We start from the raw sequence: 22,751 nt of genomic DNA, 5'->3' as shown, positions 1-22,751 counted from the left end.
AAAATATTATGGCGATAAATAACGAAAAATAATATTTGGTATTATACCTAATAAACTTAATATATTAGAAATAATAGTAATTAAATTCATTAGCATGAATTCTCATTCCTAATAGCCTTCCTTAATTCTTTTATAATATCCTCTTCAAACCATATACTATTATCGACAATAATGGCATGCTCGATTTTATCCACGAGAACAATTTCAGTTTCAATATTACGCTTATTTAATAATGCTTGTATATGTTGTAAATGGCGGCGTTTACCAGTAAACCAATTTCTACTAATAGTGAGTAAATTAACGGTGTCGGTATATCCGTATCCTAACCATTGTTTTAAATTAAGTAATGCGATTTTGTTTTCTTTAGAAAAGGTAGGGCGAAGAAGATAAAACTGACTGCCAGCGGCTTTGGCATCGTAGATATCTTGCAGAAAATCCTCGACACTTTCTCCACTGCCAACGGTATCAATTTTACCCGTAAAGGTATCCACTAAATAGGCATTTACACCAACATAACAATGTTCTGGTTGATTATAAATAACATAACACTCAGAGTTACAACGGATTATCCAAAAGTCTTGCTTAGGCGATAACTCACAAAAATAAATAGCAAACCGCTCACCACAATGTGATGAATGACAATGATTAAGAACGATATCTTGTGCTTGTTGTGAGGTTATCATTTTAATTTATAAACCACCTAATTACACATGGATAAAATGGGAATTTGACTAAGTTTGTATTGGCTTATGTCTGTGTTATAACCATAGAATATTAACGTTGAGATGTAAATTAGTGAAAAAATCACAAATAAGGAGATAAGGACATCATGCATAATGTGATATTAAAAAAATTACCGCAAATAGAACAAGAGCATCAAGTTAAATTACTTTATGTTGCAGAAAGTGGTAGCCGAGCTTGGGGATTTGCCTCAACAGATAGTGATTATGATGTGAGGGGGATTTTTATACGCCCTCGCAATGCCTATCTTTCTATCGATAAACCTAAAGAAACCTTAGAATGGATAGAAAACAGTTGGTTTGATGTTGGTGCTTGGGATATTACTAAGGCACTGCATTTATTACGTAAATCGAACTGTATATTATTAGAGTGGCTCCAATCACCGATAATTTATCAACAATATCCTAATGCCCAAAAGGAATTGTTTGAGCTTGCAAAACTCTATTATCAACCCAAAGTGATTGTTCACCATTACCGAGGAATCGCTAAAGTTGTAAGTGGATATTCTCCTGAAAATAACTCAAAGAGTGAGATTAGTGTAGCGCCAATAAAATTAAAAAAATGGTTCTATATGCTGCGTTCTCTTTTATCCGCTTATTGGACAGTAAAAACGGGTGATATTCCGCCTATGGAATTGGATAAGCTGATAAAAATTTTAACTGTTGAAGAACAAAAAGCCATCAAAGAGCTAGTAGAATTTAAATCAGATAAAAATGAGCATTTTACTTGGATCCCAACAGATGCGATGCAATATTTAGTGATTTCTTTATGGCAAGAGACAAATGTTCAATTAGCAAAAAGAACAGTGCCAGATAATGATATTTTAAATAATTGGTTTAGGAAGAAATTAGATGAAACTGACCATTGAAGATATAAAGCCTTACCTTTTATTTGAAAGTATCTCTGGAAGTCGTTCTCATAACCTTGCGACGGAAACATCAGATACGGATATTAAAGGCATATTTTATCTCCCTAAAGATCTTTTTTATGGGTTGGAATACACACCGCAAGTCAGTAATGAAACCAATGATATCGTTTATTATGAACTAGGACGATTTATAGAACTATTGTGTGCATCTAATCCTAATATTTTAGAGCTACTTAATTCACCTGAACATGTGGTTATCTATAGACACCCTTTAATGTCATTAATAAAGCCAGAGTGGTTTTTGTCTAAAACATGTATTCAAACATTTGTGCACTATGCGCAAGGCCAAATTAAAAAAGCTCAGGGACTAAATAAAAAAATAGTAAATCCAATTGAAAAAACATTAAAAACTATTCTCGACTTTTGTTATGTGATTGAAGACGGAAAAACAATTTTAATCAATACTTGGTTAGAGAATCGACATTGGAAACAAGAACATATTGGATTAACAAAACTTGCCCATGCTCAAGATATTTATGCAATTTATTATGATGATAAAGCGAATTATCAAGGAATAATAAAAAAAGAAAGTGCTAATGATGTACTGCTAAGCAGTATTTCTAAAATAGCAAAACTAGAAGGTTATCTTAGTTTTAATAAAGAAGGTTATAGCGCATATCGAAAACAATATCATGAATATTGGCAGTGGGTTGAGCAGCGTAATAATGTTCGTTACCAACAAAATATCGATCATGGGCGAAGTTACGACAGTAAAAATATGATGCATACCTTTAGATTACTCTATATTGCATTGGGGATCGCACAAGAAGGGAAAGTAAAGGTTTGGTGTGATAATCGAGATGAGTTATTAGCAATTAAAGCCGGTCAGTTTAGTTATGATGAATTATTAGAGCGTAGTAAAACTCTTATCAAGAATATTGAGAATACATTTCAACTAAGCACATTGCCTGATGAAATTGATCCTTCAATCGCGGAGGTTGCACTTATAAATATAAGAAAAGAGCTTTATAAATAGTGGGAAAATAAACTAGCCTAGAAAACTAATATCCCTTACGTAACGTAAGGGATATGCTATTTTTAATATTTTAAGTATATAAACTGAAAACAAAAATATTTATCAAATAGCGTTGGCGTATAACCATATTAATTGGTTGCAAGATACTCTGGATAAGCATCTATTAACTTCATATAGACACGCTTGTGCTCTGCTTTCTTTCTGAAATCCTGTTTTAAACAGACTTTAGCTGAATTTTTTAACTCAGCAGGTATATTTTCAGCATTTGTAGAGGCAATAATGGAAAAACGCACTTTCCTTTTAGACCGACTTAAATTATAAGGTAAACCTAAAATACGTCTTGCGACTCTGTTTGTTTTCACAACTCACTCCTTTTTGTATGTAATTTAGAGAAAGCCCGTTTATTATAACAGAAAATAAAAAGAATAAGATGTTGGTAAGTTTATTAATTTAGCATTAAAAGCTATTTAACCTATATATATTTAAAATATATTCATACCAATAAAATAAATAATCTTCTGTTTATATTTAATTAACCATCTGTATTGTTACTGGCCAAAATTAAAATTATTTTTATTGTAAAGTATATTTAAAATACCTGTATTAATTTAAAATAAGAAGTTTAATTTAACATTAACAATAAGTTACTTGTCTAATAATTGAGATGGAATAAGATGATTTTATTTACAATTTATTATTATATTTTTGAAAAAATATTAAAAAAGAAGCCTCACTAAAAATTTAACATTGTTTTAATTCAAGGATGTATGGATCCAATTAAGATAACCTTTAAAACTATTTTCAATCGGTATTATAATTACTTCAGGAATATCGTAAGGATGTATTTCGACAAGAGTATCAATTAAGTTTTGCTGTTTACTCTTTTCAGATTTTATCATCATAAGTATTTCATTATCTTCAATAATTTCATTATTCCAATAATAAATAGATTTGACTTGAGGGATTAAATTTACACAAGCAGCAAGTTTCGCATTGATGAGGTAGTGAGCAATTTCATTAGCGATTGTTTCATTTGGTGCTGTAGAGTATGCAATTATCATTCTTTTTCCTGTTAAAATTAATTTGATTTTTCATAGCAACAATAAGGATTGGGTTATTTTAATTTTATCAAAATAAAACTTTTTAAAACTTAAAGCTAATATTTTTATTTTTAGCAAAATAAAACTGCATTTTCAAAAAAAACTTTCTCGATATGAACTGTTTACGGCATTATTAAGGGCTTTTTACGTATTATAAGGTTCTTGTAGTAAAGAAAAATATCAGGGTGCCGATATTATTAGTAGATTAATGAAATGTATCTATTTGTGTTATAAGACTTAATTTTGCCAAAGGCATTTTTATCTTCAATAATATCTCTAATATAAAATAAATTAATTAGTCATAAGATTTATAAAAATTTGTGGGGTTTAAAATGGATAATAATTCGCTAAAAAACGCGAGTTTATTTGATAATGATCCCGTTCTCTATGCTGCATGGCTTTACTATCAGGACGGACTCAGCCAAAGTGAAGTTGCAAATATAATGGGTGTTTCTCGTGTCACTGTAGTGAAATATTTGCATCTAGCTAGAGAAAAAGGATTCGTAAATATTAACTTGGATTCATCAGTATTTTCTACGATTGATTATGCCATAAGAATAAAAGCAAAATTCGATCTTAATAATGTGCTTATTTTGCCTGATGAAGAAAAGAATAAATCGCAACATACTTTAAATATGAACAGAGAAAGATTAGCGAAAGCAGGAGCGATGTATCTTTCTCAGATAATTAATGACGATGATATTTTAGGTGTTGCTTGGGGACGAACAATTTATAAATTGGGTAATTATCTTCCACCCAAGTCATTAAAAAATATCACAGTATTACAAATGATAGGTGCCGTGGCACCACAACCTGATTTTAAAACAACAGAAGCAGCCGCGTTAATCGCAAACAAGTTATCAGGGTGCAGTATTAATTTACATGTACCTGCGGTGGTGTCTAGCGCACGCCTAGCAATGGAACTCCAAGCTGAGCCCATTATTAGGCGTAATTTTTCAGCGCTAAATCAGTGTAATAAAGCTCTGTTTGTCGTGGGTAATACATGCGATGACAATCCTCTGGTAACAACGGGGGTTTTAACGAGTAGTGAAATGGCTCAATATCGTGATTTGGGTGCTGTTGGTGTAATTTGTGGGCGTTTTTATGATGCGCAAGGTAATCCTTTGGTTTCTGATATTGATCTTAGGATTATGGGAATAAGCCTTGCTCAATTAAGACAAATAACACAGCGACTTTTTATTGCAGGTGGCGTGGAAAATATTCAGGCAACAATAGGGGCGATAAAAGGAGGTTACGCCACTGATATTGTGATTGATGAAGTGACAGCGTTGGCATTATTAGAGCTAGATAATTAGTAATAAAATCCTCGTGAAAGCGAGGATTTGTCGGCAAACTGCTAATTTAAGATCTACTTATCTCTGATAAAAATAAAATATTTGAAGCATTTATTTTGAGTAGTTTTCTTTGTAAAGCTTACACATAAAGAAAAAGATAAAAATGATATGTTGTTAACATTTTTCTCTTTTTTTATATGAGCCTCTTGCCTTAAACTGTCACATCATACATTATATAAAAAATTATATAACGATAGTTAGGGTCTCCACATTTATGAAACGCCAATTGCTTGCTGGTTTAGGACTAGCATTAGGATTAATTTGTCATAATACATTTGCAACCGAGCTTCATCTTTATGCTGGAGCTGGGTTAAAACAACCCGTAGAGCAAATTGTAAGTGTATTTGAAAAAGAGACAGGAAATAAAGTTACTATTGAATATGGCGGTTCAGGTCAAATATTAACACGCTTTAATTTAACTAAGCAGGGGGATTTATTCTTTCCTGGTTCACAAGATTATGTGGAAAAGTTAGATAAAGAAGGCCAAGTCGTTAATCAGTATTCTATTGTTCGTCATATTCCAGTTATTGCTGTGCGTAAAGATAAAGTGGGTGATATTAAAACACTAGAAGATCTTGCGAATAGCTCATTAAAACTAGGAATGGGTGATGCTAAAGCTATCGCGTTAGGAAAAAGTGGCGAGCAACTCATTGATGCGTCAGGTCAAGGCAATAAATTACGTGATAAAGTTGTTGTGCGCACTGCAACGATTAAACAATTGCTTATGTATTTATTAAATGGGGAAGTGGATGCCGCCATTATTGGATATGCAGATGCAATGAAAAACCAAGATAAACTTGTTTTACTTCCAGTTCCTGAGGGCAGTCCAGAAGAAGTGGCAACACTTGCTGTTTTAAAAACATCAGCAAATCCAAAAGAAGCACAATTACTTGCTGATTATTTTACGCGAGCTGAAGGGATAAAGGCTTTTACTGATTATGGTTTTCTTCCTGTAATTTCGAAACCATAGATTTTTTCTCACATAAATTGTGTTTTTTCGCCACCAACTCACTGGTGGCTTTTTTCATTATTACAGCAAAATAAATATCTATCTTAAAAAGGAAGTAACGTGTTTCGATGGGCATTAATTCCACTTTTTTTGTTGTTATTTCTGATCTTAGGATCGCTAATTGCACTAATATGCCAACTTTCTTATGTTGAATTGAGTCAAGTTATTACTGATCCTGAATTCCATTTTGCTATTGGTATGTCACTTAGTACAGCGTTAACTTCTTTATGTTTGGCTATTATCCTAGGTGTGCCAGCAGCGTGGGCAATGGCAAGAATTCCTTTTAAAGGACATCGTTTTATTGATGCATTATTAGATTTACCCTTGGTGACTCCTCCATTAGTTATCGGTATCGGATTATTATTATTGTTAGGAAATCAAGGGCCTTTAACAGGAGTTTTTCCTGAATTATCTCGCTCTCTCTTTTCACCATTGGGTATTATTATTGCCCAAACTTATGTCGCTAGCGCGATTATTATGAGAAATAGCCTCTCTGCTTTTAAATCAGTTGATCCTGCTTATATTCAAACTGCGCAAAATCTAGGATTAACACCAACAAAAACATTTTTCCTGATTGAAATCCCACTGTGTTGGGCTGCTCTAATGAGTGGAAGTATCATTGCATTTTCTAGAGCCTTAGGTGAATTTGGCGCTACGTTAATGTTAGCTGGTGCAACAAGATTAAAAACAGAAACGTTACCAATGGCAATTTATTTAAATATCGCCAGCGGAGACTTCACTCTGGCAATAGGTTGTGCACTTATTCTTATCGCTATCGCGATTATTTTATTATTTGCGTTACATCGTTTACAGCGAGAAAGGAAAAGATCATGCTAGAAATTCGTTCATTAACAACGGGTATATTAAAAGATATTTCACTGAAAGTAGAAAAAGGAACATGCTTAGGAATAAGTGGTACATCTGGAAGTGGTAAAACAACGCTTTTAAATGCGATTGCTGGATATACTTCATACTCCGGTGATATCTACCTTGCAGATAAAAATATAAATAAACAACCAGTGTGGTTACGTTCTTGTCGATATTTAAATCAGCGGCTTTATTTATTTCCATTTATGACGGTGACACAAAATTTATGGCTAGCACAATATGGTGCAAAACAGAAACGAAGCAAGGAGAGAGAAACGGCGATATTAGAGCAAATGGGAATTGCACATCTCGCAACACGTTATCCTCATCAAATTTCAGGAGGGGAGCAACAACGCGTCGCATTGGCTAGAGCTCTTATTAGCCAACCCAAACTTTTACTACTGGATGAACCTTTTTCGAGTTTGGATTGGGAAACACGTTATCAGCTTTGGGATTTAATTGATTCCTTAAAATCTAAGGAAATAACGATGATCATGGTTACTCATGAGCCTCGTGAAATCAGAGCGCTAGCAGATAAAACGGTTTTATTATCTAAAGGACAAGTTGTTACTGAAAATTCTATACTGTGAAATTATTGCCTTGCTTATTGATTACCAAGCCATTACTGACCAATGGATAATACGTCCCATAATTTTTACAGAATCAGTTTCCGCAGATTCATCAGGAAATTCGTCTTTATTATAGCTACGTATAATCAATTTACCGCCCGGTTGACGGTAAAGCAGTTTTATTCTAAATAAGGCATCTTGTTCGATAGCATAAATGCCACCATCGACAATACGTGTGTTGCCTGTATCAACGGTGACTGTTGAGCCATTTGGAATAACAGGTGACATACTATCGCCATAAACAGAAAAGCAAATAACGTTCTGAGAAGATGCGCCATAACGGCGTAATGTGCTTTTTGAAAATCTCAATTTATATCCATTATGATCTTCGTTTGTACAACAACCGTCACCCGCTGCGAGTTCGATACTTTTAAAATAGGGAATTTCCACTTCATCAGCACCTAAAGGGGTATTACTGTCCCATTCGCTTACTGGTTGCCATTCATTCTCTGGCGGAATTTCAGAATTCACATTGAGTTGTTCTTCACCTTCGAGTAGCCAAGCTAAATCACAATTTAATGCTTTTGCTAATTCAGGTAAAAAACGGGGACGTTTAGTTTTACCACTTTCTAGCTGTTCTATGGATTGCTGCGTTGTACTTGCTAAAGTAGCAAGTTCTGATTGTGTTAAACCTAACGCAATGCGTTTATTTTTGGTACGTTTCGCAATAGACATTAGTGACTCCTAATACGTGTCCTTACATATTCAAGTACAAAGAGTATATCGTAAAAAGAAAACAAATTAAATTGTATTTTATCCTAATCATAAAATTAAGAATAAATTAATTACTTAACTTTGAAAACGTCGTCTACACTATCTGGTGGGATGAGATAAGGATTTTCATCAGTAACTTCAGGATCTCTCAAGACTTCTCCACAGAAAATAATAAAGTCCGGTCTTTTTTGTTTTAAGTAGTTAAGCCGTGTTGTGCATTCATCTTTAGTATAAATTGTTTCTGTAACAGGAACTGCATCACAAGAATCATTTCCACAAGGACTTACCAATAACACATAACCGACCAGCATGAGCTGTGAAGTAAACATAAAATACCCTTTTAACTATTCATGTTTGGTCATCAAAATAAGACCGTTAGATTACCTATTTGTTGATAAAAAAGCAGTTTATATTTGTCTTAAATAGCATTAATGATGCAAAAAGGTGTATGTGGTCACAATTTTTCTAGTGTTTATTTGTATTTTTTTGCAATGTGTTATAGGCAAAAGACCTAAATATTAGGCAATAATATACTATGATATATTATGAAAACAAATAGAATTGTTTTTTAGTCTATTTTGTTGTTGTAATATTGTTATTTGTAATGTTAAATTGATATTTTCTATGAAATATTAATTTAAATGATGTTTGTTAATTAGATAAATTAAAATACATTATATTTAGCAAAAATTAAGTGGTTATAGCAATAAATAGAGAATAATTTTATTTCAAGATTGTTACAAAAATAATAAAGTTTATTCTTATTAATACTTGATCTTAATTATATTCTTAAAGTTAAAGTTAAAGTTAAAGTTAAAGTTAAAGTTAAAGTTAAAGTTAAAGTTAAAGTTAAAGTTAAAGTTAAAGTTAAAGTAAAAAGTCAAAGTTGAGATAAATTCTTTCTTATTTATTGATTATAAAGGATAAAAATAAATCACTTTTATTGTTTAACTAGTGAATTCCCTGTGATAATTGGAATTGCTCTTTTTATGATATGTTGCAAAACTAATTAAATCTCATCTAACCTCTACACACAAATAGTGAGTGATATAAAAATATGCCGAAATCTATTTTTATCGCGTATACTTTATCAATAGAAAAGGCGAAGTTAGCTCTCTTTATAAAATTAATTTTAAATAATGTATTTGCTACCTTATATTTTAATATAGAAAATATTTTATATAAGATTTTTTTGGTCAAAATAACTTTTTATGGTGATGGTGAATTATGTTAAAGAAAATTATAAGTTCTCTGTTTTTAATATTTACAGTCATGACATTATCAGCTTGTGGTGATAAAACGGATGATCCAGGGCAAGCTGCTGTTGCATTTGTCGAAGCAATTGCAGAAGGAAATGGGGATAAAGTCATTTCATTAATTCATTTAGGTGATATGGAAGGAGATCCAAGAACTGAACAATTTAATAGCAAATTTAAAATGATTGTAGAAGAGACTGGAAAACAAGTTAAAAAGCAAGGTGGCTTGAGCAAAGTTGAAGTTATCAGCATTGAATACAGTGAAGATAAAAATAGTGCAATTGTGACATTAAAAACTGTATTAAAAGATGGTGTAGAAAAAAATCAAGCACAAGAGATGATTAATGTTGATGGTAAATGGAAAGTTGCCATCAAATGATAGTTCACATATTTAATATTGTCGCTTTATTCTTAGTGAGTGCATTTTATGCACTCGCTTTGCCTCATGACTTAAAAAACGGTGATTTGGTTTTTCGGGATGGCGATGAAGTTATTAGTGAGATAATTAAACAAGTTGATAAAAGCGGGTTTAGCCACGTAGGTATGCTGTGGATCTCTGATAACGGCATTCAAGTGATCCATTCTACACCCAGTGAACATAGTAATATAAAAGGTGGTGTTATTGTGGATAGTCTTGAATTTTTCATTAGTCGAGCAAAGCCTAATTCAGTTCGTTTTTACCAAGTGAAAGGAAGTGAAGAAGCAAGAGAGATTGCAGTGCAAACTGCATTAGAACGAGTGGGTGAAAATTTTAGTATTCATTCCGGGCAAGGTGTTTATTGTACTGAGCTAGTTGCTACAGCATGGTTAAAAGCAGGGGTTTCTATTTCTACTGGTACTCGAAAATTAGATATGCCATTTATTTCAGATAATCCACTTATTCTTCCTGAAAATCTGATTAAGTCTAAAAATATTATCCAATATCCCCGGTAATACTTATTTTTGCCATCTCTTAATAACTCTTAACCAAGAAAAATAAATAACATTAAATTTCTAGCTCTTTGGAAAACTTACAGGTAGTATCTGTCTAAATTTATTTTCCTCTCTCTTTTGATTATTTAGGTCGTTGTTATGTAATACGCATTAAGGCACTGAAGGATATAGTGCAAATACAGAAAAATAAACTTACCGAATTTTTCTTTTAATTTGGTAGACCTTCTGTTACTTAATGAGTATTAAATAATGAATAATCAATCACAAAAATATGATAGAACCTATCACTATCCTTTTTCACCAGGTACAACAAACGACGATCGTATAAATGCGCAATGGTGGCAGGATATTTGCCAAATAAAACAACTTATCCACACAGAAAAACTGGATGGAGAAAATAATTGCCTAAATAAAATTGGGGTTTTTGCACGCTCACATGCAACCCCGACTCAATCAGCGTGGACATCTCAATTGCGTCAACGTTGGCAAATGATGAAAAACGATTTAGGTGAGTTAGATATTTTCGGTGAAAATCTATATGCCATTCATTCTATTGAATATACACATTTAGAAGAATATTTTTATGTGTTTGCAGTTCGTTATAAAGATAAATGGCTAAGTTGGGAAGAAGTGCAGTTTTATGCTTCTCTCTTTGATTTACCAACGGTGCCAGAAATGAAACTACCTGAATGTCAGGATAAAACTGCTTTTGAAAATATGATTGTTTCACAAGCCAAGCAGGCAAGTTTTTTCCAATCACAAGATGTTTTAACACAAAAACCAAGCCCAATGGAAGGCATTGTTACACGAGATGCCCAGTCGTTTTCTTTAGATGATTTTTCACATCGTGTTTTTAAATATGTTAGAAAAGACCATGTTAAAACAGATGTTCATTGGAAAACAAATTGGCGAAGAGCCCCTTTAATTTGGGAAAAAATACAGGAGTCTCAATGATGCTTCATAAGAAATTACACACTGAAATGTCATGGGGACACCTCTGTGAACTGTATGATGAGATTAGTGATATGGCAGGTGTTATGCAGGATCCTATTCATCATGCAGAAGGTGATGTGGCGATACATACACAAAGAGTAATCAATTCAGTTAAATCATTGCCAGAATATGAAACGTTAACTGAAAGAGAACAGCAAATTTTATGGATCTCGGCACTTCTTCATGATGTAGAAAAACGTTCTACAACACGAGAAGAAGAGGGGCGAATTGTTTCACCGGGTCATGCACGTAAAGGTGAATTGACAACGCGTCTTTTTCTATATGAAAAAGTGCCTTTAAATTTTGCAGATAGAGAGCAGATCGCGGCTTTAGTTCGTTTTCATGGATTGCCGCTGTGGGTGATGGATAAACCTGATCCTAAAAAAGCACTGCTTGCTGCATCATTAAGAGTTGATTGTTATTTATTGGCATTATTAGCTAAAGCTGATGTTTTAGGGCGAGATTGTGAAGATAAGCAGGCACTTTTTGATAAAATTTCACTATTTACACTTTATTGCGAAGAGTTAAATTGTTGGCGTAGAGTCGCTCCATTTCCTTCAGATGATGCTCGTTTTCACTATTTTTATACAGAAAATAGTACGGATTGCAATTATGAGCCTTATCCTGAAAAAGGAAGTGAGGTTACAGTGTTATGTGGACTACCGGGTATGGGAAAAGATACCTTTATTCACCAACATTGTGCAGATATTCCGATTGTTAGTTTAGATGATCTCCGTCGCAAGCATAATATTAAGCCTGATAATAGAGATGCTAATGGTTGGATAGCACAGCAAGCAAAAGAACAAGCCCGTATTTATTTACGAGAGCATAAACCTTTTGTTTGGAATGCCACCAATATTACGCGAAAAATGCGAGACCAGCTTATATCTTTATTTTATCGCTATAATGCCAAAGTCACCTTGGTTTATATTGAAGTTCCTTATGCGCAATGGCAGAGGCAAAATAATGCACGAAATGAAGCTGTACCAGCTAAAGTAATGGAACGCATGTTGAGTAAATTGGAAGTTCCCACACCAGAAGAAGCGCATAAAGTGATTTATTGGATTGAAGGGCAATCTCAGAGCATACTTTAATAATTTGATTAATTTCAGTGAAATGACAAATAGGTTATAAAAATAAAGTGGGGGTTACTTATAAAAATAAGTAACCCTTTTTTATTTATTAAGCTGGACTAATTTAGTAGGATTAATTTGCAGGTAAAACAACGTATTAAATTTATTTTTTAACGTGATGAATAATATCAAAATAGGTATTACGATCATCCGCATTTGGATAAATACGGTAGGTATATTCGTCATTTTTAATTGTGATATTTTCTACATCTCGGGTGAACAGTGTTTTACCTTCAGTATCTTTAGCAACTAAAGTACGTATTTTTCCATCATCTGAGATTGACCAGTCACCTTGCATTTTTTGTTTACCTTCAGGTGTAAACATAATAAACGTGCCATTAGGGTAGTATTCAGCAAGGCCAAAATAATTGCTTACTTGTGCATTATCTGCATTTGTTTTATTACCTTTTTCATCTATAGCATCTGTCGTTACCCAGACTTTTTCTATCATGATTTTTTCATAATCATTAAGCTCTTTTTGAGCCTGAATAACACTTTGAGTTTGAATATTGGTAGATGATGTTGAACTCTCTGCAGCGAAAAGAGAAAAGCTAGCGCTTAATAATGAGATTGCGATAAGTGATTTTATTTTCATTGATATATCCTTATTTTATATTGTGCTTCTGTCAGGAATTTATGTTGTGTCTGACGGTATGAATAAACTTAAGTATAAAATAGGCAAAGTGCTAGGAAAGAAGTATGTCTAAATGTTTCTGATAAAAACACTTTTTGACAAAAATAAATGGTTTAAAGTATCGATACTTTTGTTTTTACTGGCATTATTATCTGCATTTATTCTTATTCTAGATGTAATTACTGTGAATGAAGTGGTTAAAAAAACAAATCATATTTATAGATGGTATAGAAAATAGATAAAAACCATTCTTGATTTACAATATGAACTCAAAGATTGACTTACATGTGAACTAAATAGACAAAGGTGATGACTTTTTTATCTAACTAAATGTTACTTAGATCACAAAAATGAAAGATGAAAAATGAGTATGTTTTAAGCATTGCTTTTGCATTACTTAAGTAATTTACGTCCTTTGTCAAAAGGGTATCGTTTTCTTTGGTATTTAATGATTAGAATTCCTTTATGGTAAATTCTGACTAAAAATTAGAGATGATAAAAATAATTAATGCATTGCTCGATTCAATTAGATTGTATTTTATTTAAGCATTATTACGGTTACTTTACAGAAATATAAAATGATTTTTTTGTAATGTCTTATTTATAAAAGTAAATTTTATTCTTGCATGTGAGATTTTAATGTTATTTCCTTTGGATAGGTAAAAAGTAATATTAAATTTATTTATACTAAATAAGTTAAAGCTACGTTATTTAATAACTCTATTTTTTATAAAAAAAGAATAAACCTCAAATTTATTTATTAAATAATCTTACGATTTTCATTGTTTATTTCTGTTTCTTTTTGTTTTTTATTTTTGTATTTCTGCTTTTTTTTGCTTTTAATAAATAACATATGATTGTAATCACAATCCCATAACAACTAATAAACTAAAGTTGTTGCCATAGAGGTAACATTAAATGAAAGCAGAACGTCATAAGAAAATAATTAATCTGATCAAAGGTAATGGTGCAGTAAAAGTTTCTGTTTTGGCTAAAGAACTTGATGTTACCAAAGAAACAATACGATCAGATTTAAATACACTAGCAGAAAAAGGAATTATAAAAAGATGCCATGGTGGCGCTTTTATAGAATTTGAAACATTAGATAAAGTAGCGAAGAAAGAAATTATACAATTTCTAGAATGTAATGATCAAATTGATAAAAACGATTTAGCAAACAAGACTGCAATAAATAAGGTATGCGTACTGGGTTCATTTAATGTTGATATGATTAGCTATCTTCCTAGATTGCCAGAAGCCGGGGAATCCTTATTATCGAATAAATTTATCTTCTCGCCAGGAGGTAAAGGTTGTAACCAAGCACTAGCTGCGAGTTATGCTGATGCGCAGGTACATTTTATTACTAAGATAGGTACTGATCAATTTAGTGATTATGCAGTTAATTTTATATCGTCATCAAGAATAAAAACATCAACGATATATCAAACTGAAAATTACCAAACAGGAACAGCTTCTATTTTTGTTTCAGAAGAGAGTGGAGAGAATATTATTTCTATTTACTCTGGTTCTAATATGGATATTTCTGCTGATGAAGTGAAAATACAGAAAGATAAAATTATTGATGCAGATATAATCTTATTACAATTAGAAACAAATATTGAAGCATTAAAAGAAATTATTGCTATTGGAAATGAGAATAATATTCCTATTATTCTTAATCCAGCACCTTATAACAAAATAGTTAATGAATTACTTCCAATGATAGATGTATTAACACCTAATGAAACGGAAGCGAGTTTATTATCTGGAATAGAAGTACTTGATTTAGAATCTGCAAAAAATGCTGCGGTTTCTATTTATCAGCAAGGCGTAAATAAGGTGGTTATTACGCTGGGTAGTAAAGGTTCGTTAGCTTATGACGGATATAAGTATATTTACTCGCCGGCATATCCGGCAGTTGTAAAAAATACAGCAGGGGCAGGTGATGCTTTTAATGGCGCGCTCGCTGCCTCGTTGGCAAAAGGAAAGCAGTTTTCTTATGCGTTACGCTATGCATCAGCTTTTTCATCATTAGCTGTTGAGACGAGTAATGCTTCAGAAATGCCTGAAGATATTAATGTCATGCATCGCATCAATCAAACAACATATTCACAGATTGTCACCCAATCCCCTGAATAAATAATCTTTTTTGAAAGAGGAATAAAAATGAAAATCTTATTTATTGGTGAGTCATGGCACATTCATATGATCCACTCCAAAGGCTACGACAGTTTCACTTCCAGCAAATATGAAGAAGGTTCAACGTTCTTATTAAGTTGCTTAAGAGAAAAGGGTATTGAAGTTGATTATATGCCTGCTCATACCGTTCAGGTTGCATTCCCACAAACGGCTGAAGCATTAGCTAAATACGATGTCATTGTCATTAGTGACATTGGTGCAAATACGTTCCTTCTGCAAAACGATACTTTCTATAACATGAAAGTTATTCCTAACGCATTAGGGTTAATTAAAGAGTTTGTAGTTAATGGCGGTGGTTTATTAATGATTGGTGGTTACCTGTCATTTATGGGTATTGAAGCTAAAGCAAACTACAAAAATACATTACTTGCAGAAGTTCTGCCTGTTGAAATGCTGGATGGTGACGATCGTGTTGAAGCGCCTGAAGGTGTATTTGCAAGTGCTGTGAATGCTCAGCATGCATCAGTAAAAGGTTTTGGTGAATGGCCAATGTTCCTTGGCTATAACAAAGTTTCAGCTAAAGAGAATACAGAGACTGTATTAAATATTGGCGAAGATCCATTGTTGGTATTTGGTCAATTTGAAAAAGGGAAAACGAGTTGCTTTATGAGCGATTGTTCTCCTCACTGGGGTAGTAAAGAATTCTTAGCATGGCCTCATTATGCAGATATGTGGGTCAACATTCTTAAACAAATTGCCCGTTAATTTGCATTAAGAATAACTGTCATAAAAAGTAAAAAAGCGCAGAGTTGCCGCTCTGCGCTAATAAAAAACCGATTACTTGAAAAATAAAAAAAGAAATCACTCATAGCCAATAATCCAAAAGGAACATCTTATGAGTACAAAAAATTTATCAACACCATTGCTGATGTTAGCAACTGTGTTAGCAGGTATGCTATCACCAATGCAGTCTGCGGTGAATGGGCAGTTAGGGCATGTTTTAAAAGATGGTAACGCGAGCGCAGTTATTTCTTTTGCCAGTGGTTTAGTGGTGATGTTTTTTATCATCATGTCGAAAAAACAGTATCGCCAGCAATTTGCTTCAATTCCAAGTTTAATTAAAACGCGCAAAATTCCATTGTGGAACTGGTTTGCGGGTCTTTGTGGTGCAATGGTTGTTTTCTCTGAAGGGGCTTCTGCAAGCGCATTAGGGATTGCAACATTCCAAACAGCATTAATCTCAGCACTCTTATTATCAGGTTTATTGTGTGACCGCTTTGGTGTTGGTGTTGATGAGAAAAAATATTTCACGCCATATCGTGTATTAGGTGCAGTATTAGCCGTTGTTGCAACTTTATTTGTGGTTTCTCCACAATGGCACTCAACCTCATTTATCTATTTAGCAATCTTACCTTTCCTTGCAGGCTTATTAGCCGGTTGGCAGCCAGCTGGTAACTCTAAAGTTGCAGAAGCAACCGGTTCAATGATGGTGTCTATCACTTGGAACTTTATTGTTGGCTTCACTGTTTTAACCATTGCTCTTATTGTTCGTATGGCATTAGGTCATATCACTCTTGAATTGCCAGGTACTTGGTGGATGTATTTAGGTGGTCCTTTAGGACTCATGTCTATCGCATTAATGGCTATTTTAGTTCGTGGTTTAGGTTTACTGATGTTAGGTGTTGCTTCAACAGCGGGTCAATTATTAGGTTCTGTATTAATTGATTTATTATTACCTTCATTAGGCAATACCGTTTATTTAGTGACAATCATCGGTACATTATTTGCGCTAGTAGGTGCGATTGTAACCACAATCCCTGAATTCAGAGCCACTAAGTCAGCAAAAGCGTAGGAGTATCGTAATGAAAGGTTATATTCAAACCGTAACTGGCCCCGTGAAAAAAGAAGATATGGGGCTAACATTGCCTCATGAACACCTCTTTAATGATCTCTCAGGTGTTGTTGATGAACCTTTTTATGAATTCTCGCATGTGTTAGTTGATAAAAAAGTGAGTGCAGATATTCAGTGGGGGCTTAAATATGATCCATATTGCTGCTGCGATAATATGGATAAAAAACCAATCGAAGATGTTATTTTTGAATTAAATAACTTCAAAGAGTTAGGTGGAAGAACAATTGTTGATGCAACTGGCTCTTCATCTATTGGACGTGATATTAGAAAACTAAGACAAGTTGCAGAGATAACAGGCATTAACGTAGTGGCTTCTTCCGGGCTTTATATTGAGAAATTTGAAGGAGAACGACTGGCTGATGATATTGATGCAATGGCAAAAATCATTGATGATGAATTGAATGTAGGTATCGATGGTACTGATATTCGTGCAGGTATGATTGGTGAAATTGGTGTTTCTCCCTTCTTTACTGATGGTGAGAAAAATAGTCTAAGAGCAGCAGCTATTGCACAAAATAGTAATCCTCATGCATCGATGAATATTCATATGCCGGGTTGGCAGCGTCGTGGTGATGAAGTTTTAGATATTTTATTAACTGAAATGGGATGTAATCCCGCTAAGATTTCATTGGCACACTCAGATCCATCAGGAAAAGATATTGATTATCAATGTAAAATGTTAGATCGTGGTGTTTGGCTTGAGTTTGATATGATTGGCCTCGATATCTCTTTCCCTAAAGAAGGGGCGGCACCAAGTGTTATGGATACTGTAGAAGCTGTCGCAACCTTAATTGAAAGAGGTTATGGTAGCCAAATCGTATTAAGCCATGATGTGTTCTTAAAACAGATGTGGGCAAAAAATGGAGGGAATGGTTGGGGCTTTGTTCCTAATGTATTCCTTTCATTATTGGCTCAACGTGGGATTGATAAATCTATTATCAAAAAATTATGTGTTGAGAATCCAGCTAATTTATTGGCTTAAATCTGAAGTGAATAAATAATAATAAATATACCCCTTGTAATAAATTTAGCGGCACTTTAATCGAGTGCCGCTTTTTTATGTCTCAAGGAAAGAAAGACAAATTGAGGTATTAACGTAAATGGTAATTCTCAATATAACGTAATGAATGTGTTGAACCATTAATCACTAAAGAGTGTGTTTGTAGGTATTGGGTTTGTTGATTAACACCCGATAAGAAATCACCAGCAGTAATTGCCGTTGCTGCAAACATAACATCTTGGTTACGTACTAATGTATCTAATGACAATTTGATATTTACATCAGTCCCCATTTTATGACAGCGAGCAATTTCAGAGATGGCATATTCTCTATTTTCTGCGCTATTTCCTTTTGCAATATCACGAGTAATTAAACGAGCTTGCATATCACCGCCTAATGCCTTAGCTATCGCAGCACTAATAACGCCTTCAGGTGCTCCACCAATGCCGTACATAACATCAATACTGTTATTAGGCATTGTGGCATATAAAGAGGCTAAAACATCACCATCAGGAAGTGTAATAACATTAATGCCTTTAGCGCGTAGATCTTTAATAATATCGTGGTGGCGTGGTTTATCTAAAATAGCGAGAGTTAATTGCTCAATAGATTTATTTAATGTTTGTGCAATAGCATCAAGGTTATATTCAAGACAATGGTTAAGATCAATCACGCCAGCAGCTTGCTTACCAACAATTAATTTTTCCATATACATGTCGGGAGCTTGTAAAAAACTGCCTTCAAAGCCAGCAGCTAAAATTGCTAGAGAATTGTTTTCACCAGTGGCTACCATACGAGTACCGTCAATTGGGTCAACTGCAATTTCTATTTTATCGCCTTTCCCATTACCGACTTTTTCGCCAATATAGAGCATAGGTGCTTCGTCTATTTCACCTTCACCAATGACAATTTCACCATTGATATTTAGGCTATTTAAGCGTTCACGCATGGCACTGACTGCCGCATCGTCTGCTGCGTTTTTATTTTGCTTTCCAATCCAAGGCATTGCTGCAATAGCTGCGGCTTCTGTTACAGAAGCGATAGCATTAGTTAATTCGTCATTTAATTTCATATTATGAGTGTGTTTTGCGATATAAATGGAAGGTTAAGATAGGTTACCGATCATACCTTTTTTTCGAAATTATGTGCTAGGTTTAAATCAAAAGTTCTAGAAATAGGTTATTTAGGAATAAACTAAGATAAATCTGTGAAAATTAAAGTATAACTAAGGTTAAGTAATTAAAACTATATGATGCTTAATGCAAAAGGATTAGGTCTATGGACGACTTTTTGGCGCTCATCGTTACAATATTTGTCGTGGTGTCTTTGTATTGGCAATACCACTCTTATACAAATAGTAATTCATTGCTGTATCGAATTAAACAGCTTGAAGAAAAACTGACTGAGCAACAAGAGAAATTATTTAAGTTATTAAATAAAGATAACGCTGTGGATATTCGTACAGAGGTTGATGCTCAGAAAAGCGAAGTTAAGGATTTATCTCATGATATAAAAAGAGAGCCTCAACCAACAGTTTCAACCGCTTCAACTCATCAACCCAAAACGGTTGACCTTAAAACAGTTGAGTCTATTAACACAAGAGAGCATGTACAAAATAAGGCGAAAAATAAAGAAGTACCTGTATATCAACATGCTAAAACACCACAAGAAACAACATTTAATAAAGTTTCTCCTAAAGAAGAAAATTCAGTTGTTCAGTCTTCTATAGTTAATGATATTAACATTGAAAACAAACAATCGAATAAACCTGAAATACCAACAGTCCCTACACCTAAAGAGCCCGAGCTTTATCAACCTAAGGTAGCTACAAGTCGTTTTGCTCATCATTATCAAAAAGAAGTGAAACAAACATCTATTGAACCTGCATCAGATCCGCGTGTGGAAAATAGAGCAAATGTGGCAAGTGCTAGCCTTGCGGGATCTGAAATAGGTCATTTAAAAAGTGCTACACCTCAAGTAAATAGACCAGCATCGCAATATAGACCTGCTTTAAATCCTCATCCAAAACGTCAACAGAAATCGATTTTGGGACTTATTTGGAATTGGGTAGTAACAGGAAATCCGTTGGCTAAAATAGGGATGTTATTGCTCTTTTTTGGCCTATCTTATTTACTTAAATACAGTATTGAAAATGAGCTTATCTCAGCATCAACACGTTTAATGATGGCTGGAACAGGATGCTTAGCCTTATTAGGTATTGGCTGGTGGCTTAGAAAGAAAAACTTGATATATGCATTAATTTTGCAAGGTGGTGGCATTGGTGGGCTTTACATTACTATTTTTGCCGCAACTAAAATTTATGATTTTATTCCAATTGGTATTGCTCTCGCGATTATGGTGTTTATCTGCTTGGTCAGTGTAAGTTTAGCAGTTATTCATCGAGCCATTAGTTTAGCCGTATTAGCCTCGCTTGGCGGTTATTTAGCCCCTATTTTATTATCTACTGGTGATAACAATTATGTTGGATTGTTTAGCTATTATCTTATCCTTTCAATTGGCATTCTTATTATCAGTCATTGGCAAGTTTGGCGTTTATTAAATCTTATTGGTTTTGCTTTTACTTTTGGTATTGGTTTTATATGGGCAATACCCAATTACACTCATGCCGATTATTTACCTTGCCAGCTGTTTTTAATTGCAAACTGGTTGATTTTTGGTGTCGCAACGGAACTTTCAACATTAAAAAATAAACTGAAACTTAATATTTCTTTTGATGCCACATTATTATTTGGCACACCATTAATTGGTTTTATCTTCCAACATCGATTAGCCTCAGAATGGGAATATGGTGTTGCTATCGCTTCATCACTTTATGGATTAGCCTATTTCGCACTAAGTTGGTTTGTGCTTAAGCATTATCGTGAAGAGGGCAAATTACTGGCAATTGCCTTCTTTATGCTCTCTGCTACTTTTGCAACTTTAGCTGTACCATTTGCATTCTCTGCTGAATGGACATCGATTGTATGGGCAATTGAAGGGGTGATGATCCTTGCATTTTCTGTTTTACAGCAGCAAAAGAAACCCGCTATTGCAGGGACTCTTTTAGTTGCAGTTTCCTTTGTTTTACTGTTCAACATGCCTGTTACCTTGTTAGGTGATTGGCTAATGATCGTAATACAAGTAATCGCTGTATTTGCTGTTGCAGTACTGTGGTATCGAGCTAAATTTATTAATATTGATAATCAAACTATTGGGTATGTAGCACTATTTATCTCTGTTGTAAGTTGGGGATATAGCGTTTTACTTTTACAAGAGTATGGCGAATATTGGCTCTACCCGGAGGTAAAATCCATTACCTTTGCATTTATTCTTATTAGCTGTTGGGGCATGTTCTTTGCGGGTAAGAAAACCCAATTTTCTGAGTTGGCTAGTTGCTCTATTTTATTATGGCCGATGTCAGCACTTATTATGTTAGTGTACATCTATCTTGCAGGTTCACTAATTGATAATTGGTTAAGTGCGATTATCTGGATTGCAATTTTTGCAAGTGGTTTCTACTTGCTTAAAGTAAATACGTTATTGCCGAAACAAAGGATCAATAAAGCGTTGATCCATAGTATGCATCTTGTTTTTATTGGTATTTTCTTATTTACTGAAATTATTTGGCTGCTGGATGTTACGTACCTTTATGTGAGCTTACATTTTGCAAGCGTTATTCTTGCCATAAGTTTATTTATTGCAATAAGCTTTATGTTAGCAATGAAAGTTAATTGGATAAAAGAGTATCAGAATACCTATTGGTTAGTTACTTTACCGATTTTAGGTTTACTGGCACTTTCTTTAATCTTTGCGAACTTTAATAACGGTACTGAAAGTGGAATTAAATTTATTCCATTATTTAACTTGATGGATCTAATGGGTATTATTGGAATATGGGTTGGCTATAAATTTATTTCAGTAATAAAACAGTCAACTAAGTGTCAAGCATTATTGAAAAATAACTTACCTATATTTAATTACATTATTCCCGCGATGATTTTCTGGTGGGCAAACGGTATTTTATTAAGAGGGTTAGTCTTTGCAACAGATATTGATTGGTCGAGTTATGCAATCATTAATTCCAAAGTGATCCAAACCGTATTAGCTATTATTTGGGCGATTACGGCATTAGTGACTATGGTAATGGCGACACGTAAGAAGTTACGCTCACAATGGTTTATTGGTGGTGTGCTGTTGGCTGTGGTTATCGCTAAACTCTTCCTAATTGATACGTCATTAAGTAGTGGATTGCTGAGAGCATTGGCCTTTATTGGTGTTGCAATATTGATTTTATTAATCGGATATTTCTCACCATTACCGCCGAAAAAACAAACTAACAATACAAGTGTGTAAGTCATGCTTTAGCTTGTGTTGTGTTTGTTTTAGTAATTAAATCATGCATATAACCTTAAATGGTTAGTGCATGATTTAA

At 33.7% G+C, this 22,751-nt stretch carries 22 protein-coding genes; 15 read left to right on the top strand and 7 right to left on the bottom strand.

The annotated features are described in order from the left end of the window. Positions 1–89: 89 nt before the first annotated feature. Positions 90–683, bottom strand: coding sequence for a hypothetical protein (locus GTH25_RS10195; RefSeq protein ID WP_156733535.1), 594 nt, complete (start codon positions 681–683; stop codon positions 90–92). Positions 684–829: 146 nt separating this feature from the next. Here GTH25_RS10195 and GTH25_RS10190 point away from each other — a divergent pair, with 146 nt between their 5' ends. Both GTH25_RS10190 and GTH25_RS10185 read left to right on the top strand, forming a co-directional pair. Further along, complete coding sequence (locus tag GTH25_RS10190; RefSeq protein ID WP_156733533.1) at positions 830–1,609, top strand: nucleotidyltransferase domain-containing protein; 780 nt, start codon at positions 830–832, stop codon at positions 1,607–1,609. Next, positions 1,593–2,645: a DNA polymerase beta superfamily protein gene (locus GTH25_RS10185; protein ID WP_156733531.1), complete on the top strand. Its 1,053-nt coding sequence runs from the start codon at positions 1,593–1,595 to the stop codon at positions 2,643–2,645. The genes GTH25_RS10190 and GTH25_RS10185 overlap by 17 nt, the downstream gene beginning before the upstream one ends. Before the next feature lie 128 nt (positions 2,646–2,773). Here GTH25_RS10185 and sra read toward each other — a convergent pair whose 3' ends face one another. Beyond that, complete coding sequence (sra, locus tag GTH25_RS10180; protein ID WP_075674263.1) at positions 2,774–3,007, bottom strand: stationary-phase-induced ribosome-associated protein; 234 nt, start codon at positions 3,005–3,007, stop codon at positions 2,774–2,776. A 390-nt stretch (positions 3,008–3,397) separates the two neighbouring features. Further along, positions 3,398–3,706 (bottom strand): divalent-cation tolerance protein CutA, encoded by a 309-nt coding sequence (gene cutA / locus GTH25_RS10175; RefSeq protein ID WP_075674264.1) that lies wholly within the window; start codon positions 3,704–3,706, stop codon positions 3,398–3,400. Positions 3,707–4,077: 371 nt separating this feature from the next. Here cutA and GTH25_RS10170 point away from each other — a divergent pair, with 371 nt between their 5' ends. The 4 genes from GTH25_RS10170 (at position 4,078) to GTH25_RS10155 (ending at position 7,566) form a co-directional block, all read left to right on the top strand. Next, complete coding sequence (locus GTH25_RS10170) at positions 4,078–5,061, top strand: sugar-binding transcriptional regulator (protein WP_075674265.1); 984 nt, start codon at positions 4,078–4,080, stop codon at positions 5,059–5,061. A 253-nt stretch (positions 5,062–5,314) separates the two neighbouring features. Continuing rightward, positions 5,315–6,070 carry a molybdate ABC transporter substrate-binding protein gene (gene modA / locus GTH25_RS10165; RefSeq protein WP_075674266.1) on the top strand — a complete coding sequence of 252 codons (756 nt, stop codon included), beginning with the start codon at positions 5,315–5,317 and terminating at the stop codon, positions 6,068–6,070. Between the two features lie 99 nt (positions 6,071–6,169). Beyond that, a complete protein-coding gene (locus tag GTH25_RS10160; RefSeq protein ID WP_075674267.1) occupies positions 6,170–6,946 on the top strand; it encodes an ABC transporter permease in 777 nt (258 codons plus the stop codon). Continuing rightward, on the top strand, positions 6,940–7,566 hold the full coding sequence (locus GTH25_RS10155; protein ID WP_099660548.1) for an ABC transporter ATP-binding protein: 627 nt from the start codon (positions 6,940–6,942) through the stop codon (positions 7,564–7,566). Before GTH25_RS10160 ends, GTH25_RS10155 begins: the two co-directional genes overlap by 7 nt. A gap of 21 nt (positions 7,567–7,587) precedes the next feature. Here GTH25_RS10155 and GTH25_RS10150 read toward each other — a convergent pair whose 3' ends face one another. Both GTH25_RS10150 and GTH25_RS10145 read right to left on the bottom strand, forming a co-directional pair. Next, the gene (locus tag GTH25_RS10150; protein ID WP_156733530.1) at positions 7,588–8,280 is read right to left on the bottom strand and encodes an XRE family transcriptional regulator; all 693 of its coding nucleotides are present in this window, start codon (positions 8,278–8,280) and stop codon (positions 7,588–7,590) included. 110 nt (positions 8,281–8,390) lie between these two features. Then, a complete protein-coding gene (locus tag GTH25_RS10145) occupies positions 8,391–8,648 on the bottom strand; it encodes a hypothetical protein (RefSeq protein WP_075674270.1) in 258 nt (85 codons plus the stop codon). An 898-nt stretch (positions 8,649–9,546) separates the two neighbouring features. Between GTH25_RS10145 and GTH25_RS10140 the strand changes: the two genes are divergently transcribed. The 4 genes from GTH25_RS10140 to GTH25_RS10125 all read left to right on the top strand — a co-directional run bounded on the left by GTH25_RS10140 (position 9,547) and on the right by GTH25_RS10125 (position 12,595). After that, a complete protein-coding gene (locus GTH25_RS10140; protein ID WP_075674012.1) occupies positions 9,547–9,954 on the top strand; it encodes a DUF4878 domain-containing protein in 408 nt (135 codons plus the stop codon). After that, positions 9,951–10,508 carry a YiiX/YebB-like N1pC/P60 family cysteine hydrolase gene (locus tag GTH25_RS10135; protein WP_156733528.1) on the top strand — a complete coding sequence of 186 codons (558 nt, stop codon included), beginning with the start codon at positions 9,951–9,953 and terminating at the stop codon, positions 10,506–10,508. The genes GTH25_RS10140 and GTH25_RS10135 overlap by 4 nt, the downstream gene beginning before the upstream one ends. 249 nt (positions 10,509–10,757) lie before the next feature. After that, complete coding sequence (locus GTH25_RS10130; protein WP_156733526.1) at positions 10,758–11,462, top strand: RNA ligase family protein; 705 nt, start codon at positions 10,758–10,760, stop codon at positions 11,460–11,462. Further along, positions 11,459–12,595 carry an AAA family ATPase gene (locus GTH25_RS10125; RefSeq protein ID WP_075674015.1) on the top strand — a complete coding sequence of 379 codons (1,137 nt, stop codon included), beginning with the start codon at positions 11,459–11,461 and terminating at the stop codon, positions 12,593–12,595. The genes GTH25_RS10130 and GTH25_RS10125 overlap by 4 nt, the downstream gene beginning before the upstream one ends. A gap of 142 nt (positions 12,596–12,737) precedes the next feature. Here the strand turns inward: GTH25_RS10125 and GTH25_RS10120 are convergent, their stop codons facing one another. Continuing rightward, the gene (locus GTH25_RS10120) at positions 12,738–13,229 is read right to left on the bottom strand and encodes a DUF4822 domain-containing protein (RefSeq protein WP_099660544.1); all 492 of its coding nucleotides are present in this window, start codon (positions 13,227–13,229) and stop codon (positions 12,738–12,740) included. Between the two features lie 957 nt (positions 13,230–14,186). On the opposite strand from GTH25_RS10120, the gene GTH25_RS10115 reads away from it, so the two are divergent. From GTH25_RS10115 to GTH25_RS10100, 4 genes are all read left to right on the top strand, one after another. Continuing rightward, positions 14,187–15,407: a PfkB family carbohydrate kinase gene (locus GTH25_RS10115; protein ID WP_023581937.1), complete on the top strand. Its 1,221-nt coding sequence runs from the start codon at positions 14,187–14,189 to the stop codon at positions 15,405–15,407. A gap of 27 nt (positions 15,408–15,434) precedes the next feature. Then, positions 15,435–16,172, top strand: a complete 738-nt coding sequence (locus GTH25_RS10110) for a glutamine amidotransferase (RefSeq protein WP_075674017.1) — start codon at positions 15,435–15,437, stop codon at positions 16,170–16,172. A gap of 130 nt (positions 16,173–16,302) precedes the next feature. Then, positions 16,303–17,259: a DMT family transporter gene (locus GTH25_RS10105; protein ID WP_075674018.1), complete on the top strand. Its 957-nt coding sequence runs from the start codon at positions 16,303–16,305 to the stop codon at positions 17,257–17,259. 10 nt (positions 17,260–17,269) lie between these two features. Continuing rightward, positions 17,270–18,301, top strand: a complete 1,032-nt coding sequence (locus GTH25_RS10100) for a methylphosphonate esterase (RefSeq protein ID WP_075674019.1) — start codon at positions 17,270–17,272, stop codon at positions 18,299–18,301. 109 nt (positions 18,302–18,410) lie between these two features. Here GTH25_RS10100 and glpX read toward each other — a convergent pair whose 3' ends face one another. Next, positions 18,411–19,391: a class II fructose-bisphosphatase gene (glpX, locus tag GTH25_RS10095; protein ID WP_075674020.1), complete on the bottom strand. Its 981-nt coding sequence runs from the start codon at positions 19,389–19,391 to the stop codon at positions 18,411–18,413. A 206-nt stretch (positions 19,392–19,597) separates the two neighbouring features. Here glpX and GTH25_RS10090 point away from each other — a divergent pair, with 206 nt between their 5' ends. Beyond that, positions 19,598–22,672: a DUF2339 domain-containing protein gene (locus tag GTH25_RS10090; RefSeq protein WP_156733524.1), complete on the top strand. Its 3,075-nt coding sequence runs from the start codon at positions 19,598–19,600 to the stop codon at positions 22,670–22,672. Positions 22,673–22,751 lie beyond the last annotated feature (79 nt).

Origin of the sequence: Proteus terrae subsp. cibarius (assembly GCF_011045835.1) — a bacterium.
Taxonomy (GTDB): Bacteria; Pseudomonadota; Gammaproteobacteria; order Enterobacterales; family Enterobacteriaceae; genus Proteus; species Proteus cibarius.
The sequence above is the reverse complement of the archived record's forward strand: the minus strand, read 5'-3'. Positions and strand labels throughout refer to the sequence as shown.

Excerpts from the sequence above, each read along its gene's own strand:
- GTH25_RS10195 (WP_156733535.1), bottom strand. The coding sequence starts at position 683 with ATGATAACCTCACAACAAGCACAAGATATCGTTCTTAATCATTGTCAT.
- GTH25_RS10190 (WP_156733533.1), top strand. The coding sequence starts at position 830 with ATGCATAATGTGATATTAAAAAAATTACCGCAAATAGAACAAGAGCAT.
- GTH25_RS10185 (WP_156733531.1), top strand. The coding sequence starts at position 1,593 with ATGAAACTGACCATTGAAGATATAAAGCCTTACCTTTTATTTGAAAGT.
- cutA (WP_075674264.1), bottom strand. The coding sequence starts at position 3,706 with ATGATAATTGCATACTCTACAGCACCAAATGAAACAATCGCTAATGAA.
- GTH25_RS10170 (WP_075674265.1), top strand. The coding sequence starts at position 4,078 with ATGGATAATAATTCGCTAAAAAACGCGAGTTTATTTGATAATGATCCC.
- modA (WP_075674266.1), top strand. The coding sequence starts at position 5,315 with ATGAAACGCCAATTGCTTGCTGGTTTAGGACTAGCATTAGGATTAATT.
- GTH25_RS10155 (WP_099660548.1), top strand. The coding sequence starts at position 6,940 with ATGCTAGAAATTCGTTCATTAACAACGGGTATATTAAAAGATATTTCA.
- GTH25_RS10150 (WP_156733530.1), bottom strand. The coding sequence starts at position 8,280 with ATGTCTATTGCGAAACGTACCAAAAATAAACGCATTGCGTTAGGTTTA.
- GTH25_RS10145 (WP_075674270.1), bottom strand. The coding sequence starts at position 8,648 with ATGTTTACTTCACAGCTCATGCTGGTCGGTTATGTGTTATTGGTAAGT.
- GTH25_RS10140 (WP_075674012.1), top strand. The coding sequence starts at position 9,547 with ATGTTAAAGAAAATTATAAGTTCTCTGTTTTTAATATTTACAGTCATG.
- GTH25_RS10135 (WP_156733528.1), top strand. The coding sequence starts at position 9,951 with ATGATAGTTCACATATTTAATATTGTCGCTTTATTCTTAGTGAGTGCA.
- GTH25_RS10130 (WP_156733526.1), top strand. The coding sequence starts at position 10,758 with ATGAATAATCAATCACAAAAATATGATAGAACCTATCACTATCCTTTT.
- GTH25_RS10125 (WP_075674015.1), top strand. The coding sequence starts at position 11,459 with ATGATGCTTCATAAGAAATTACACACTGAAATGTCATGGGGACACCTC.
- GTH25_RS10120 (WP_099660544.1), bottom strand. The coding sequence starts at position 13,229 with ATGAAAATAAAATCACTTATCGCAATCTCATTATTAAGCGCTAGCTTT.
- GTH25_RS10115 (WP_023581937.1), top strand. The coding sequence starts at position 14,187 with ATGAAAGCAGAACGTCATAAGAAAATAATTAATCTGATCAAAGGTAAT.
- GTH25_RS10110 (WP_075674017.1), top strand. The coding sequence starts at position 15,435 with ATGAAAATCTTATTTATTGGTGAGTCATGGCACATTCATATGATCCAC.
- GTH25_RS10105 (WP_075674018.1), top strand. The coding sequence starts at position 16,303 with ATGAGTACAAAAAATTTATCAACACCATTGCTGATGTTAGCAACTGTG.
- GTH25_RS10100 (WP_075674019.1), top strand. The coding sequence starts at position 17,270 with ATGAAAGGTTATATTCAAACCGTAACTGGCCCCGTGAAAAAAGAAGAT.
- glpX (WP_075674020.1), bottom strand. The coding sequence starts at position 19,391 with ATGAAATTAAATGACGAATTAACTAATGCTATCGCTTCTGTAACAGAA.
- GTH25_RS10090 (WP_156733524.1), top strand. The coding sequence starts at position 19,598 with ATGGACGACTTTTTGGCGCTCATCGTTACAATATTTGTCGTGGTGTCT.